Origin of the sequence: Lewinella sp. IMCC34191 (assembly GCF_003390935.1) — a bacterium.
Classification (GTDB): domain Bacteria; phylum Bacteroidota; class Bacteroidia; order Chitinophagales; family Saprospiraceae; genus Neolewinella.
Genome location: NZ_QNQZ01000013.1, coordinates 62,254 through 77,777, shown reverse-complemented (window position 1 = coordinate 77,777; position 15,524 = coordinate 62,254). Strand labels below are relative to the sequence as shown.

The 15,524-nt window shown below is 49.9% G+C and carries 16 protein-coding genes and 1 pseudogene; 15 read left to right on the top strand and 2 right to left on the bottom strand.

All coding sequences use genetic code 11. The annotated features are described in order from the left end of the window. The first annotated feature begins 229 nt into the window (after positions 1–229). The 5 genes from DRW39_RS20105 (at position 230) to DRW39_RS20090 (ending at position 4,079) form a co-directional block, all read left to right on the top strand. Entirely contained in the window at positions 230–616 is a 387-nt protein-coding gene (locus DRW39_RS20105) for a tyrosine-type recombinase/integrase (protein WP_116108887.1), read from the top strand. Then, positions 594–818, top strand: a complete 225-nt coding sequence (locus tag DRW39_RS22795) for a tyrosine-type recombinase/integrase (RefSeq protein WP_157976255.1) — start codon at positions 594–596, stop codon at positions 816–818. Before DRW39_RS20105 ends, DRW39_RS22795 begins: the two co-directional genes overlap by 23 nt. Positions 819–836: 18 nt before the next feature. Continuing rightward, positions 837–1,043, top strand: a complete 207-nt coding sequence (locus DRW39_RS22710) for a KilA-N domain-containing protein (protein WP_232830205.1) — start codon at positions 837–839, stop codon at positions 1,041–1,043. 185 nt (positions 1,044–1,228) lie between these two features. Next, positions 1,229–1,540 carry a hypothetical protein gene (locus tag DRW39_RS22705; RefSeq protein WP_232830204.1) on the top strand — a complete coding sequence of 104 codons (312 nt, stop codon included), beginning with the start codon at positions 1,229–1,231 and terminating at the stop codon, positions 1,538–1,540. Between the two features lie 1,609 nt (positions 1,541–3,149). Further along, entirely contained in the window at positions 3,150–4,079 is a 930-nt protein-coding gene (locus DRW39_RS20090) for a replication protein RepA (RefSeq protein ID WP_116108885.1), read from the top strand. 110 nt (positions 4,080–4,189) lie between these two features. Here the strand turns inward: DRW39_RS20090 and DRW39_RS20085 are convergent, their stop codons facing one another. Then, complete coding sequence (locus DRW39_RS20085; protein ID WP_116108884.1) at positions 4,190–4,465, bottom strand: hypothetical protein; 276 nt, start codon at positions 4,463–4,465, stop codon at positions 4,190–4,192. Positions 4,466–5,205: 740 nt separating this feature from the next. Here DRW39_RS20085 and DRW39_RS20080 point away from each other — a divergent pair. The 7 genes and pseudogenes from DRW39_RS20080 (at position 5,206) to DRW39_RS20055 (ending at position 9,424) form a co-directional block, all read left to right on the top strand. Continuing rightward, a complete protein-coding gene (locus DRW39_RS20080) occupies positions 5,206–5,661 on the top strand; it encodes a hypothetical protein (protein ID WP_157976254.1) in 456 nt (151 codons plus the stop codon). A 5-nt stretch (positions 5,662–5,666) separates the two neighbouring features. Continuing rightward, complete coding sequence (locus tag DRW39_RS20075) at positions 5,667–6,062, top strand: hypothetical protein (RefSeq protein WP_116108882.1); 396 nt, start codon at positions 5,667–5,669, stop codon at positions 6,060–6,062. A gap of 185 nt (positions 6,063–6,247) precedes the next feature. Beyond that, positions 6,248–6,823: a hypothetical protein gene (locus DRW39_RS20070; protein ID WP_116108881.1), complete on the top strand. Its 576-nt coding sequence runs from the start codon at positions 6,248–6,250 to the stop codon at positions 6,821–6,823. Positions 6,824–6,867: 44 nt separating this feature from the next. Beyond that, complete coding sequence (locus tag DRW39_RS20065) at positions 6,868–7,239, top strand: hypothetical protein (RefSeq protein ID WP_116108880.1); 372 nt, start codon at positions 6,868–6,870, stop codon at positions 7,237–7,239. 137 nt (positions 7,240–7,376) lie between these two features. After that, a complete protein-coding gene (locus DRW39_RS20060) occupies positions 7,377–8,180 on the top strand; it encodes a DUF4942 domain-containing protein (RefSeq protein ID WP_157976252.1) in 804 nt (267 codons plus the stop codon). 221 nt (positions 8,181–8,401) lie between these two features. Continuing rightward, a pseudogene (locus tag DRW39_RS22955) lies at positions 8,402–8,614 on the top strand (DUF3667 domain-containing protein); the annotation flags it as partial. A 21-nt stretch (positions 8,615–8,635) separates the two neighbouring features. Next, positions 8,636–9,424 (top strand): hypothetical protein, encoded by a 789-nt coding sequence (locus tag DRW39_RS20055; protein ID WP_232830203.1) that lies wholly within the window; start codon positions 8,636–8,638, stop codon positions 9,422–9,424. Between the two features lie 368 nt (positions 9,425–9,792). On the opposite strand, the gene DRW39_RS20050 is transcribed toward DRW39_RS20055, so the two are convergent. After that, positions 9,793–11,124, bottom strand: coding sequence for a pentapeptide repeat-containing protein (locus tag DRW39_RS20050; protein WP_116108877.1), 1,332 nt, complete (start codon positions 11,122–11,124; stop codon positions 9,793–9,795). A 1,662-nt stretch (positions 11,125–12,786) separates the two neighbouring features. On the opposite strand from DRW39_RS20050, the gene DRW39_RS22370 reads away from it, so the two are divergent. From DRW39_RS22370 to DRW39_RS20035, 3 genes are all read left to right on the top strand, one after another. After that, positions 12,787–14,292, top strand: a complete 1,506-nt coding sequence (locus DRW39_RS22370) for a tetratricopeptide repeat protein (RefSeq protein ID WP_157976251.1) — start codon at positions 12,787–12,789, stop codon at positions 14,290–14,292. A gap of 159 nt (positions 14,293–14,451) precedes the next feature. Then, on the top strand, positions 14,452–15,060 hold the full coding sequence (locus tag DRW39_RS20040; RefSeq protein ID WP_116108875.1) for a tyrosine-type recombinase/integrase: 609 nt from the start codon (positions 14,452–14,454) through the stop codon (positions 15,058–15,060). A 26-nt stretch (positions 15,061–15,086) separates the two neighbouring features. Further along, positions 15,087–15,521, top strand: coding sequence for a hypothetical protein (locus DRW39_RS20035; RefSeq protein ID WP_157976250.1), 435 nt, complete (start codon positions 15,087–15,089; stop codon positions 15,519–15,521). Positions 15,522–15,524: the final 3 nt, after the last annotated feature.

Here is a 15,524-nt window from a genome sequence, read left to right as displayed (position 1 = left end):
CTTTTTTAAAAATTATATGGTGTTGTACAACTACTGATAGGCTGTATAAGAACTAAATTTTGAAGGCTAAACGACCGTCGACTCGCTGCCAATTCAGTTGCATTTCCGCTTATGTACACCAGAAGCGGAAATAAGCTCTACCCTACCCTGCCCTTAAAGCACCCTTTTCCCTATCAATTGGCTTGTTTAGAAGGAGTTGATTTCCTACTTTGTATATGAAACAGGAAACATGCCCCTTTCTGCCGAACTTAAGGATCCCAAAACTGGTGAACGCAAGTACCTAGATCGCGAAGAGCGTCGCGCTTTCCTTGAAGCCACCCAGCAGCAGGAAGCGCGGAAGCAGTACTACTGCCAACTGCTCTACTACACCGGCTGTCGGCTGTCCGAAGCTTTAGCAGTCACCTACAACAGCTTTGACTTCAAGCGGGGCTACGTCATGATCCGGACGCTGAAGCAGGGAAGCCGCGACGGGAAGCCGGTCGATCGGTACCGGGATAACGAACTGCCGGAAAGCTACCTTAATGAGATCCACGGATTCTACGCAACGGTGCGGGGTCGCCGCTGTCGAACCGCTATGGTCGGTTTCCGATCGCATGGCCCGCAACTACGTTGCTGATGTTATGCGCGCTGCCGGCATCACCGGAAAAAAGGCCACCTCCCGCGGACTGCGGCACAGCATGGGCGTCATGCTGGCCATGGAGAAGGCGCCGGTCAGCGTCATCCAGAAGGTACTTGGCCATGCTTCCGTTAAGAACACCATGATTTATCTGGATATCCTAGATGATGAGCGCCGGCAGCTGATTAGCCAAGTTTGGTAATGTATAAACTGATACACCATGAGCACGACTACACAACGTGAGTACATAGGCAACATGATCGCCTTCGAATTCAGTGGGGGAAACAACCTCATCAATGCCACCCAGATGGCACATGCTTTCCCGGCAAAGAAGGTCAACGACTTCTTACGACTGAAGACCACTAAGGAGTTTGTAACGGCCACAATTCCCGTTACGGGAATTGTGGCCGTGAAGTCCTCCGAGTAGTTCAGGGTGGTACCTCTGAATTACAGAGTAACTGGATGGACGAACTTTTGGCCATCAAGTTTGCTGGTTGGCTCAGCCCGGAGTTCGAGATCTAAATGTATGAGCGTATCCGGGAATTGTTAGTCACTGGTCAAACGAGTATTGCTGGTGTAGTTCCGCAATGCAACGTCATCCGGGGCCTGCGCATGATCGTCTCCCAGCTGGAGGAGCAGGACATCTTCAATACTGAAATCCGGCAGGACGTCGACTTCATCCGTGACCGGGTGGATGAGCTCAAGGCCAAGGCGATGTCGGTGGATGATCACTACTATACGGTCGCCGGCTACTGCGGTTTGTATCGCATCCCCTGCCCCCTGCATAAGGCTAAGGAATGGGGAAAGGCGGCTACGTTCCTCAGCAGAAAGAACGGCGTGGAAACCGGAACCGCCCACGATGAACGCTTTGGAAAGGTGCGTACCTACCATGAAGATATTCTTCAAGAAGTTGTAAAATCTTGAGTGATAGTGTCGCTACGGTCGAAGCTACACTGTGGAGGTACTCAAAATAATGAACAGCAGCTTCGCTGGCTGCTTGTCTAGTTAAGGCGTTGTGTTATCCTCTCGTAGGCTTGTCGTACCGCTAGGCCTTACAGGGTAGTATGTATCTAGTTAGTTTCCTCCCCTATCCCTCAGCTCAGCGTTCCCATTTGCCAGACCGGCCGATCTTTGCAGCTTAAGCGCTATGTCATCACTTTAGAAAAATCCGCTATGGGGTTTACCCGACAGTGAGCGAGCCGTCTTAAAAGTGGTACAGGGCGGATCGTGAGAAGCAACAAACCAGGAAGGATAAGTTGCTACTCACCAAAATTGTCGCTGGGCTTTTTTACCGATTTTGAGATGTGAGTGTACAAGCGCAGCCCGGAAATGCTCTGCGATAGCCATTTCAGATTTTCCAGCCGAATCTGTCATTGCTATTAGTCTACCGCTTTATCATTCTTTTATCGGTAGTCAGATTTTTCCCTTTCTTTTCCAGGTATCCCATCCTTCACCACAAATATTTCTAGGAAACTCGAGAATCTTTCTACTAGCTCTGTATAGCGGGCACGTTATGCCTGGAAACAAGTCCAATTCCCTCATTTTACGTTAATTAGGGGATTGCGATCCCCTAATTAACGTTTTGGCATTCTGCTCACCCGTGACAGCGGCGTGGCGGGACCTCCTAAGAAAGCTTTTGCAGATTTACGCCATTGTTTTGGCAAGAAGAATGTCGGATGCTTCTAACCACTTGGTCGCCTCCAGCCAATAGGTTAGGCTCTAGCACCTGCCAAACGGGCCGGCGTGTTTTCCACATCCGATGCGATTCCATCGAGCGAATCGTACCCTTTCTTGGATCAGCTGCGGCCAGTTTCCCTGCAAAACGCGATCAAATGGTACGGTGAAAGTGCGATCAAATGGTACGGATTTGCGATTTATGATCGGATTCTCCATGTCCAATACGGAAGAGCGACTCAAAATGCGATCAAGCGGTAAGGAGTAAAGCCTCTTTTGCGATCACCTGGTTAGATGTTGAAAACTGCTCTTAGCCAGCGCGATCATATGGCACGTTCCAGTGCGACCAAATGGTAAGGTAAAACTTGAATCTGCGATCAGCCGGTAAGGCTTTTGCGATCATTTGGCACGACAACCCTATACACCCTTTATTTTCTTCTTTTAAAATCCTCTATTAGTGCTGTGGAAAAAAGAAAAAGCTAGCTGAGTAATAACTTCTGCACCTGCCATTTTGGCGGGAAGCTGGATTCGCATTTTGCGATCAAATGGTAAGGGCCCAGTCTTTTGCGATCATCTGGTACGGATCCATTTTGCGATCAAATGGTAAGGACTGAATGTTTTGCGATCATCTGGTAAGGCAGATACCATGTTTTGCGATCATCTGGTACGGATTAGAGCAAACCAGTGGGTTCAAGCAGGTTACATCCGTTATCTTTCGCTCGCTACCTGATGCCATCAACCACTAATTTTTGAAGTGCGATCATTTACTAATACTCCACTAATAGTTATAATTGATTGGCATTAATTGCTATTTTAGTGGTAGAGATTACAAAAATTACTGATATCAAACCCAAGTATAATGGCCAGTAGTTTAAAAGTAGCTAAGTACGGTGATGATTCCTCTCCAGTCGTGAGCCGCTACGCCGAGCAGCTGAGGAAAATGAACGATACCTATGGTGATTACGACATCACCTTTGCCCATGCGTCCATGTGCCAGGTATACTTGCCATACCAAGATCAAGACGCAGATCTGTACGAAGTTACCCAGGGTGACCTAACCATGCGTATTCAAGGAGCCCTCTACATGGATCAAGAGACTAAGCAAAGAATGTCACGCGGTGTTCCCTTCGGAACTCGTGCCAGGCTGCTGCTCTATTTGATCAATGAAATGGCCATCATGCGGCAGGAGCCTTCCTTCCAATTGGCCAAGAATTTTAGCGACCTATGCCGCAAGTTGCGACTTCCCCGTACGGGCCGCAGTATGGCCGAGGTTAAGAATCAGCTACACAGACTGTGTACAGCCTCCTTCTCTTTGGAATGGAAGGGAGCCGAATCGCACGGGATTCACAACTTCTTCATCGTCGAATCCATGGTGACGAACGGGAAGTACAAGGACATGGATTACGCCAAGGTGAGAGACAAAACCCGCGGATTCCATATTACGCTCAGCGATAAGTACTTCGACAGTGTAATCAAGCGTGGCGTACCGCTCGACAAGCGGACAATTACCGCTCTTCAGAATAACAGCATGTGCCTAGATATCTACAACTGGCTCACGCACCGCCTCCACCGAATTCCCAAAAATTCGACACCTTTCGTCACTTGGGAAGCAATGAGACAACAGTTTGGACACGGCTTTTCGGACATGTACAACTTCAAGCGCGATTTCCGGAAGAACCTAAAGAATGTAACACTTCAGTACAAAGAAGCCAAGATTGTGGAAGTACCTAACAAAGGGTTCCAGCTACACCAGTCCGATCCTCCGATCGGCCAGAAAATGTTATTTTAAGGGCCTGTCGCCTCACTCAAAGCATGGAACCACGCCGCTTGCGTGGTAGAGTAATTAAGATTTAGGATATGATAGTCCCGAAGCTACCTCATCTGATCGGGTAGCTTTTTTTATGCGTGGGTGTAGAAAAAGCCAATAACTAAGAAGGCTAAGCCCAGGGCCAATTGTAGAGATGCCTCGGAGAGATCACCGTGTAGCAGATCTTGAATACTCGGCCGACGCTGCAGTGATTTAAACTTCCCCAGCGATATTCCTAAAGTGACCCCTCCAACTATGGGGAGCAACCAGTAGGGAGTAAACCCAATGTCAAACACCGCCAGAAGCACGAATACAATCAGCGTGCAAGCGACCAAAGTAGCAGCGATAAGTTCGACTTGACGGGACATGATGGAAGGGGTTTAGTGATCTAGAGGTAATCGTACAACTCAGGTTACTAAAATAAGGAGTAGCTAAATGGGGAAGTTCGCGATCTGTGAGTTTAAACAATGGAACGATAAGGGATGGCGCCGTTATTGCCAATTACTTCTTAAGTCCAGGGGGGGCCTCCCCACTGGGCCGCGCTATCCACTACTCGCCGTGCAGCTCGAACCTGCGGTTTAACCGTTCCTGGCCTCTGGGCCTTCACGCTTGCCGTTCCTATCCCTAAGCCGACGTTGTAGACGCTCCCATTGTCGCTCTCGCTACCTACTCACCCACCCCCCTATACTGTCACGAGCTTTGGTCAAATCTCGCCGCCAGTCCAGGTACCAAGGGGTAGGATCGCAGGTAGACCGGGGCGTGGCGGATCTTCTAAGCCGCCAGCAGTAAATCCGGAGGGTGAGCAATCGAGATTGAAGTGTACTCCCTTTTGCACTTGCACGAAGTTACGGGGCGGCACGCTCCGGAAAGGGTCAGTCGATACCTCCTTCAGCCACCAATTTTTTCGGCTTCGTTCCTCCCCAAAATAATGGGCGGACTGCCCTTGCCTTCCACTCCAGCCGCCCCCGTGCGAAGTGCTGGACAAAAGGAGGACACCTCAATTAGAAATGCCGTCCGGCTCTCCAACAGCCGGCGGCCGAGAAGTCCTAACGCTCCCCTCGATGAGGGGAGTTTCCTTATTAGCAAATACAGTTCAATCACGTTTATCATGGGCTTTATTCCGACCACAGCTGATGTTTCTTTTTTTCTAGGCAAAGGCCAATCCGTTACCCTATCCACCGAGCAAGCCGAGGCAATACAGCACGATACCCTAATGCGAATTGTCGAGGGTGCAGAGGTGTATATAGCGGGCGGCAAGGTGCAGGCAACCTACGACTGGCACGGACGCGGCCAGTGGCAATTATCGCCGGAGTTCTATGAGCGGTACGTCTTCAGGGTCCAAGTAAAGGAAATCGAACGCGAGATAGACAGCGGTCTATACTACCTCAGCCAGCCGGAAGAAACCGCCTTTAAACTGACATGCGGCCTAGTTGGGGAGTACGACGAGCACGACGACTTCTGCTATGTATTACATGGCCACCAGGGCGGAGAGATTGACCGGTACGATAACGTACCCGACCTAGCAGCAGCCGTTGCCGACGAACTAGCAGAACAAAAAAAGTAGGGACCATGCAAGCTAGCTTTAAAATACTAGGAATAACCAACGAGCGAAGCGAGTGCGACCGGTGCGGTCGCACCGCTTTACAAAAGGTGTACGTAATCGAGACAGACACCGGTGAGGAGTTTTCACTAGGAAGCTCATGTATCCGCAAAGCATACCAGATGACTCAGCGAGAAGTCACTAGCAAAGCCAAACAAGACAGACAGCGGGCGGAAGAGGCCGCCAGAGCAGAGTTCAAAGCAACTGCGGCCTATCGAGCTCAGAAATCCTACCTGCACAGCCCACAGCACCACGAAGACATGAAGGCGCACGGTTTCAGCTACGTGAAAATGAAGCTAAAACCGTGGCAAGAAGTACGGCAAACGATAGCCGCAAAACATCGAGTTAATGTGGCGACGATCTAGGCCCTGACAATAAAATTATGGTCCATTATTATTGTAAATAGATTGTTTGTTACTTGAATAATTTGTAACTTAGTAAGGCAGTCAAATAACCCCCCTACCGTGCCAGCGGTAGCTAACCACAATAGCATAGCATCATGAAAACCTTAACGGTTACCTAGCGCATTCAGGAACTTCTACAGTATTCAATGTATGATTTCACCGGCACCGCCGAATTTTACGACCAGTTGCAAGAGGATCACGGGATCCAGACCCCGGGAAATCAGTTGTACCATAATCTCCTCATCGAGGAGATTGCCAAACTACCCGAGGCCGATCAGGTAGCCATCGCCGAGGAAATGCAGTATTGCATCAACGAGGACTACCAGATGTTAAGCGCTGAAGAAATTACGGAGGGACTAAATAACCAGGAAGCCTCCCCCAATACCATCACCTTCGCCCAGCTACTCAAACACGATTTGTACGATCCAGAAGGAACGGCGGAACTCTACGAGTATCTACAAGGACAGTACGGACTTGACACGCCCGATGGGAATCGATACCATTACCTGATCATAATGGCATTTGCGAAGCTGGCCGAATCCGACCAGCTGGAGATTATCGGTAACGTCCGTCACTGCATCGAGAAGGAGGGAATGGAAAAGGACTATCCCCTATGGGTCCGCAGTACAACATCACCCTTCCGGCCCTGCAGCCGTCGCAATACGAAGCAATCACGCTGGAACAGTTTTACCGGCGCCGGAGCCAACGCAAACGACGGGTAGCAAAACGACTATCTAAGAAGGCACCCCTATTTGCCGTCGAACTGATGCGCAGCGAGTTTCCGGAGGTAACTCTGGCAGAGGTTCAGGAAATCATTGCCCGGCCCACCCGCAAAAGCAAGTCCGTCCGAAGCAAGAAGATCGGCCTGAAGAAGTACGGCCGTTACCCTCTATACTTTGCCGCACTGGAACGATACCGTGAGAGCGGAGACGTAACCCATTTAGCCGAAGCCCAGGGTCTACGTAATCGAATGGCCAAAGACTTTCTGTTCGAGATGCGGTGCCAGGGCGAGCGAAGAACCTACCGTCTGCCGGCGACCGCATCACTGCGAACCGTGCGCCAGATTGCCGCACTCAAATTTTCCACTTTCGAGGATCTCGAAGCCCAGTGGGACGAAGTGAACAAGTACGGAATCTAAATCACCGCTGCCGCGGCCTTCCTTCACCTGCTGAGGGGTGAAGGAAGGTCCAAATGGATAATTCTAAAAGGGTCGAATTCGACCCTTTTAGAATTGCCCCAGCGGACAGTCAACCCCATCCAGGTAAAAAGCTAGACATGTCAATCAACCTACCAACCCTACAAGCACTCGCCCGTCCGGATGAAGTTCGGCGCATCATCGGTATTTACAATCAGACCCTAGCGGACTACGCAGAAATACAGCGGCGGGCCGATAGCATGGCCAAGGGCATTGCTTCAATCGGTATTGTAGGAGGTATCCGCCTGGGCTACCGAACGACAACGAACGATCTAAAAACCGGATCCACGAGCCCGATTTACGAGGAACTGAAGGCAAAGACGTGGCAGGCGCTGATTCAGCGAACGGGGTTGCTGGATCGGGTTAGTTCGAAGCGGCAAGAGAAGATGGAGAAGGAGATAATCAGTACACTTTCCCTGCCGGTCACCTACGAGAATGTTCTAGTCGTTCTGGAACAGATCGGCAAATCTTGGGTGGCGGTACACCAAGAGTTAATTCTAGATGCCTTCGGCCATCTAACCAGCAACGCTCGCAACCGAGTGGGCCGGCGCGGTAAGTACGCGACCAACGATGCATACGCCGTTGGCAAGAAAGTGATCCTGACCAGACCGGCGACCCTCAACTACGCCGCTGACCGGCTCCACGATATTGACAAAGCCCTGTGTTTCTTGACCGGTAAAACGTACTCCTACGCTGGCAGTACAGTGAATTGCATCGACAGAGTAGTTCGGTCAAGCTGCGAGGGTGAAAGTCAGTTTTTCACCTTTCGAATTTACTCCGAAACCGTTCATTTGACCTGGAAGAGCGAAGACACGCGGCAGCGATTCAATCGCATAGTATCCAAGCTGCGGCCGCAAACTTTGCCAGGAGAGATCAAAAGATAGTAACGTTTTTCTCTCCCTGAGCCTTTCCCTGAATATTTCAGGTGTCATATCGGCTGGTCCGAAGGAAGTTGCTACTTTAGATCGTTTTTTGAAAAATTCCTCACACGGAGGATAATCAATTCTTTTTGCTATCCGCGGTGGCCGAAACGCAGGGCAGATGCTTATGTGTCCGACGAAGCCGAAATTGAAGGTTGCTTTTGCCACCGATCACCTACCCGTAAATGGAAGCCCCTCACCTACCCGATTCGAATAAGAACAAGTCCCGCCTCACCGTTAGGCAACTCACGGCTGATTTTCTAAGGGACTTCACCGATACTGATCGAGGTGTCTTAGGAACTATCGTTCAACTCACTTTGCATCCTCGCCGAGTAGTGCAGGCTTACCTGAGTGGGGATCGAAGTCGTTTCATCCGGCCTACCCGATATCTTGGATTCGTATTATCAATTAGCGCAGCGGTGTTCTTCATCGTTCAGTACTGGTTCAGCGGTGCTGTGGCCGAAACCATTCTCAGCGGTCTCGAGACGGGTTTCGTTGAGGGCTTGGAGGAGGACTTAGCGGCACGTCAGGCCCGCTATTCGCTAAGTTCCGAGGAAGTAGATAAGTTACGGAAGAGCAACGCCAGAGTGGCCCATTTTTGGAGGACAGGTGTACGGCTGTCAATTAAATATTACTCGGCCGTATTTGTAGCCTCGATTCCACTAGCCGCCTTTGGCCACCGATGGTTTTATCCACGCAACACCTATAACCTTCCGGAGTCAATAGTTGCCTCACTTTACGTGTACAGCCATGCCACTATTCTGGCTATCTTCCTAACCCCACTATGGCTTATCCTTGCCGATAGCCCGATTGAATTGGTGAACCTTCTATGGATGGGTTCCGCTATTAGTTTTCTATATACGCTCTATGCCGTACAGTCAACGTACGGGCACCGATGGTGGGAGTTCTTCGTGCATTTGTTCTTCTGGATGCTACTGTTTGTTTTAATTGCTGTCTTCGCATACAGTGTTGGCTACGTTGGTAGTGCCCTGCGGCGTGAAGACGTTTTTACCTTCCTGCAGAATCATCCATTACGGTTCACGGTCGGACTGCTCCTAATTATTGGTAGCAGCCTATGGTTCTACTTACTCTACAAGTTTCGCCGTACTCCGATCCGTACTACAGATAGGCGAATCATCGCCCTGGGACTAGCCACTTTACCATTTGTTCTGTTAGCCATTCAAGCCTGGGCAACTGGAGGTCTTTAAGCTGGGGTTAGCTTTCACCCAGCACTGAATGACTTACATTCCAGAGTTCGTATAGACTACACCTACAACAAAACACCTTTCACCTATGCCAGAGCAGAAATCAGATACCGAATATGAACGTCTCTTTGCCCTTGACAACGCAGACGAACCCGGTGACCCCTGGAAGGTGGAGCGGTACGGAAAAGAAGGAGAGCCGATCGGTGAGATCCACATCGAGATTCAGATGCCAGTTCGCCGGCGACTAGTTGAACCACGGGTAGGTCAACTAGAGCGGGCAGTTAGAATCTGTCCTACTTGCTATCGGCGGTTGCCGGATGGCTGTATTTGCTTGGATTAGGAAAAGGAGACCGTCATAAAGTTGGCCCACTCTAAGAAGAATCTCGTAGCTCATGCCTTTCGCTCCAGAATTCAAAGTGCTCCCGGTTATATCGCTTCATGTAAACAGGGGCAGTTTTGTAAAGCGAATCGCTCAAAACGTCTTCATATTGTTTCCTTAAGCTATCAAGCAGGCGAATTCCAGGTATTGGAGCCTGCATAGAAGCTTCAAGCAATGACTCTACATCTAATCTTTTGGATTCAGTGAAGTCTATGTTTTCCAAGTTGGCGTTTAGGAACAGGTTTCTTCCTAAAAAGAACCTAGGATCTTTTTCATCCTTTCCATATCTAGGGTCAATAAATATCTGTGAAGATGATCCTTTGGCAGCTCTAAAATACGAATTCCAGGTACTGGCACCATCCATAGTCCTGTCGTATATCTCTTTTATTGATGAAACCTTCGTACTGGAGGTTAAGATATTAGGCTGAATGGACGTCTCCACTACCGAAGCTGCCTTTAAGTTAGCTTGTGTGAAATTAGAACCTTGAAACGTCGCAAAGTCCAAAATACACCGGCGAAGGTCAGCCTCCGTGAAGTTAGATCCAAAAAAATATGAGTGTCCCAAGTAGGAATCTGCTAAGTTAGCTTCCTCCAAGTTAGCATGGTTATGGATGCTTGGCTCAAGATAGCTACGCTCAAAATTTGGATTGGGCGTTAATGGGAATCTCACATTGAGTGCAATGAGAGAGGCTAGTAATTGTCCTCTTTCTCTACTAAGCCAATACTTAGTCTCCTTTATGACTGTGTCATTTTCCCATCGTTCATCAATAGGATACCAAGGCTCAATTATTGTGATAGAATCGTAGGGCTTTAAAGCGTTTGCAACCATAGCAATCCTGTTCAAAAGTACTATAGGTACATCCCACTCTGACTTTTCAGAAAGACGTTCAGCTTGCCTTGCCTCATATAGATCCGCTATCAAGGTACTAGCCAACTCACTGTTTGCCGCGATTATTTGTTGCAAGTTTTGTTGTCGGAATAACTCATTTTGCTCACTGAATCGCTCATTTTGCTCTTGCAACTCCCACAGAGTTTGAACTGCTACATACGTAGTAAACAATCCGCCCAGAGTAAGAATGATAGTTCCAGCTATTTTAGGGATTAACCAAGCATTCAAAACTCCTTTTAATGATGCGATAGCCCTGTCATAGCTGACCTTTGTCCCGTCGTAATCGTAAATATTCTTTACTGCTTTGTAGGCAGACGACATACGTCGGTGCTCTTGCTCGAGTAGGTTGAGTTCGAGTTGGTGTAGTTTGGATTCGATCTTATCTAATTTGTCGTCTTGTCCTGATGCAGAATGTTGGGAATCACGACTATTCATAAATCAACTTAATTGTTGGATGGTACAAGTTAGCTTTAGATAGTTAGATGCCTGAAACACTATTACCCAGTTTGTTTCGTGCTAACTCGGAAAGCTGTCTGGTAGGTTATTCCCAAAGAAGCCATGGCTGATCATTATCTTGCCCATATGCCTCCTGATTACACTTCTCCCAATCCGAAACCCGAGCAAGCAACTCGCACCTTTACGGATCGCAAAGCCTTTCAGTCAGCATTTTGGAACCGGTACAAGAACTTGGATCCAAAACTCCAGAGCGTACTCTCATTCTATGGATTGGGAGGCATTGGTAAGTCCGCTCTTCTAACGGAACTTCAAAAGCAGCTCAGGGATAAGAGGGCCATGATCCGGCCAGGGAGTGATGAGCTTGGGCCTGCGTGGGGGCAAGTCAATTTCCAGATTAGTGATGAGCTTCAGCCAGCCAATGCACTTCTTGCCCTACGAAATTCTTTGGTCGAATCAGGTGGTCTCACACTACCAACCTTTGACATTGCTTACGCACATTATTATGCGTGCCTAAATTTTCAAGAGCCCCCCGAGGTCCTCCGTAACCTGGCTGATCGATTTGCGGTGAAGGGGTTCAACCGAGAGATGTTTTTACCAGCTCTCGAGGAAATACCATACGTCGACAAGATCTTTAAGTTGGGAAACGTAGTATCACGAAATATGGATCTCCGTCGTAGGAGGACTATCGTTCAAAATACCCGTGATCTCCGTTTTTTTCTCTTTCAGAATGATCCGCTTAAAATGACGGATGGGTTGATTGGTTTCTTTGCAGCCGACCTAAGAGCTGCCGTAGAAAGTGGAAGGTCGGCGGTTCTGTTTTTTGATACTTATGAAGCTTTGGAAAGTTATGGTAGAGGTGAATATGCCGGTGCTAGGACAGATACATGGGTCCGGAATTTAGCTGGACAATTACCTGGTGTTCTCACTGTCATTGCGGGGAGGCGCAAGTTGGATTGGGCCGATCGAGATCCAGATTGGAGTGAGCGTAATTTATTGGAACAGCATCTTGTTGGTGAATTGGCTTTGGAAGATGCTCGTCTTTTTCTGGAATCGGCTCAACTACCTGAAGAGGTGATCTCTACAATCTTAGAGAATTACGAGGGACTCCCTTTTTTCCTCGACCTTACCGTAGACCTATATGAGGAGGGAGTACTGAATACTAAAGACCCAGTTGATAAGACCCTCTTTGCTGGTTCTATAGAAGAAATCGGGGAACGCCTTTTGGCCTATCTACAGCCGAATGAACGCTCAGCAGTGAAGGTGCTTAGTGCTACGCGTTTTTTTGATTATTCGCTGTTCCGAGAACTCATCCAGGAATTCGGGACCGCCTATCCGGTTGATCAAGATTCATTTTTTAAATTATTGCGATTTAGTCTCTTCACAACAGAGGACAGTAATAGCTATGTCCATGCCATCGCCCAAGATTTTCTTGCCGGGGCGACGCAAAAAAACGCAAGAAAGTACTTACTGAAGAAAGCTGAACATACATTACAAAACACTGAGGTAAAAGATTTTCGCTCTGAACTCCTTTCCGCGGCAGAGTCGGGTTTTTTTCAAGCTCGTAGGCTTTCTGGTTCCGAATTTGGATTCCAATGGCTGGTCAAACACTGTACACCCTTTGTTGACTCTGGCCAGCAAGGATTGTTAATAGATCTGTGGGGACAGAGTTACAATGATCTCCGGGCGATTCTTGGGGAGGAGCACCCTAATACGCTTACCTCCCTCAGTAACTATGCCCAATGCCTGGGAAGCGTGGGCCGGGCCGGTGAGGCACTGCCCCACCACGAACGGGCGCTGCAGCTTCGCAGGCAAGTTCTCGGGGAGGAGCATCCTAATACGCTTACCTCCCTCAACAACTACGCCCTCTGTCTGGGAAGCGTGGGCCGGGCCGGTGAGGCACTACCCCACTACGAACGGGCGCTGCAGCTTCGCAGGCAAGTTCTCGGGGAGGAGCACCCTAATACGCTTACCTCCCTCAACAACTACGCTCACTGCCTGGAAAGTGTGGGCCGGGCCGGTGAGGCACTACCCCACTACGAACGGGCGCTGCAGCTTAGCAGGCAAGTTCTCGGGGAGGAGCATCCTGAAACGCTTACCTCCCTCAACAACTACGCTCACTGCCTGGGAAGCGTGGGCCGGGCCGGTGAGGCACTACCCCACCACGAACGGGCGTTGCAGCTTCGCAGGCAAGTTCTCGGGGAGGACCACCCTGATACCATATCCTCTCTCAACAACTATGCCCAATGCCTGGAAAGCGTGGGCCGGGCCGGTGAGGCACTACTCCACCACGAACGGGCGCTGCAGCTTCGCAGGCAAGTTCTCGGGGAGGAGCACCCTAATACGCTTACCTCCCTCAACAATTACGCCCACTGCCTGGAAAGCGTGGGCCGGGCCGGTGAGGCACTACCCCACCACGAACGGGCGCTGCAGCTTCGCAGGCAAGTTCTCGGGGAGGAGCATCCTAATACGCTTACCTCCCTCAACAATTACGCCTACTGCCTGGAAAGCGTGGGCCGGACCGGTGAGGCACTACCCCACCACGAACGGGCGCTGCAGCTTCGCAGGCAAGTTCTCGGAGAGGAGCACCCTAATACGCTTACCTCCCTCGACAATTACGCCTACTGCCTGGGAAGCGTGGGCCGGGCCGGTGAGGCACTACCCCACCACGAACGGGCGCTGCAGCTTCGCAGGCAAGTTCTCGGGAAGGAGCACCCTGATACCATATCCTCACTCAACAACTATGCCCTATGCCTGGGAAGCGTGGGCCGTGCCGGTGAGGCACTACCCCACTATGAACGGGCGCTGCAGCTTAATAGGCAAGTTCTCGGAGAGGAGCACCCTAATACGCTTACCTCTCTCAACAACTACGCCCACTGCCTGGAAAGCGTGGGCCGGGCCGGTGAGGCGCTGCCCCACCACGAACGGGCGCTGCAGCTTAATAGGCAAGTTCTCGGAGAGGAGCACCCTGATACGCTTACCTCCCTCAACAATTACGCCCACTGCCTAAAGTCGTTGGGCAGGGCTGGCGATGCGCTGCCTCACTATGAAAAGGCATACTTCTTGTCTAAAAAAACACTCGGAGAGGAACATCCATATACGAAGGTGTTTTGCCAAAACTTCTTAGCATGTCAAGATCAGCTGAACTGACTCTTTGGTCGAATTCCTTTGGTGGATTTGCCTGCAACACTATTCCCATAAGTGTTTCAAACTTTGCAGCTGGTCTTAGCTAGAAATCAGTGAATCCGTTTGCAGGTCTGGCAAAAATCCGCTATTTTTGAAACACTACATTAGTAATGTTTAAGCAGCATGGCCAGCTTCGATTTTGACATTTTTGACCCTCAGGGCAACCGGAAATACCTGAACTTGGAAGAGCGCCAGGCATACTACCGGGCCATCGACTCGGCACTGGCCGGTGCGGACGATCGGAAGAAGCGCACCTTTGCCCTACTACTATACTACACCGGTTGTCGAGTTAGCGAGGGACTGGCCGTGACCCACGATAATATAGATTACTCCGGAAAGGCCGTCACCTTCCAAACGCTGAAGCGTCGAAAAACGACTTACCGGCAGGTTCCGCTACCGGATGCATTTCTTACCAAGCTTGACGATGTTCACCACGTCAAGGATCATCAGACGAGTAGAATCAAGTCCGATGGTCAACAGCGAATTTGGCCGTTCGGTCGTACGACCGCTTGGCGTGTCGTTTCGACCGTGATGGAGACAGCAGGTATTGAAGGCCCACAGGCCTCACCAAAGGGACTGCGGCACAGTTTCGTCATTCAGCATCAGGCGCTAGGTACTCCGACCCACATGATTCAGAATTGGGCCGGGTGGGCTTCGGCCGCCATGATGGAAGTCTACGGGCGGGCCCTCGGAAACGAGGCCAGAGATCTGGCCAAGCGATTATGGGAGTAGAGCAAACCACCTAAAAACACCTACCTATGCAAACCGATACGAATTGTACAACTAGACCCTACTTCCGAGCGAGGTTTACCTGGGGTGTTGATGGAAGTGTCTTGTGGCTGAAGGACACCGGCAGTGATTGCCGTTCCCTCACCAACGACATAGCAAACTGCCTCGTAGAAATATCCAGATACCTATCTCACGACACAAGTCTCACGGACTATCACATCATCTATCTCGATAGTGATGGCCAGTGGGACGGAGTGGCCATCACCAACTTGGGAAAGATCAACCTTGATCAGAAACTGCTCGACGGCTATACCCGAAGCGGTCGACCTTACCAAGTCGAACTGAGCATTCGGTTCTTCCCGATCAGCCTGCCTGCTTACGATGAAGCGGTACGCAGTATCGTAGGCAATCGGATGTACACCCATTTCAAGATTCCTACACCTAAATCACACAACCTAAACTAAATA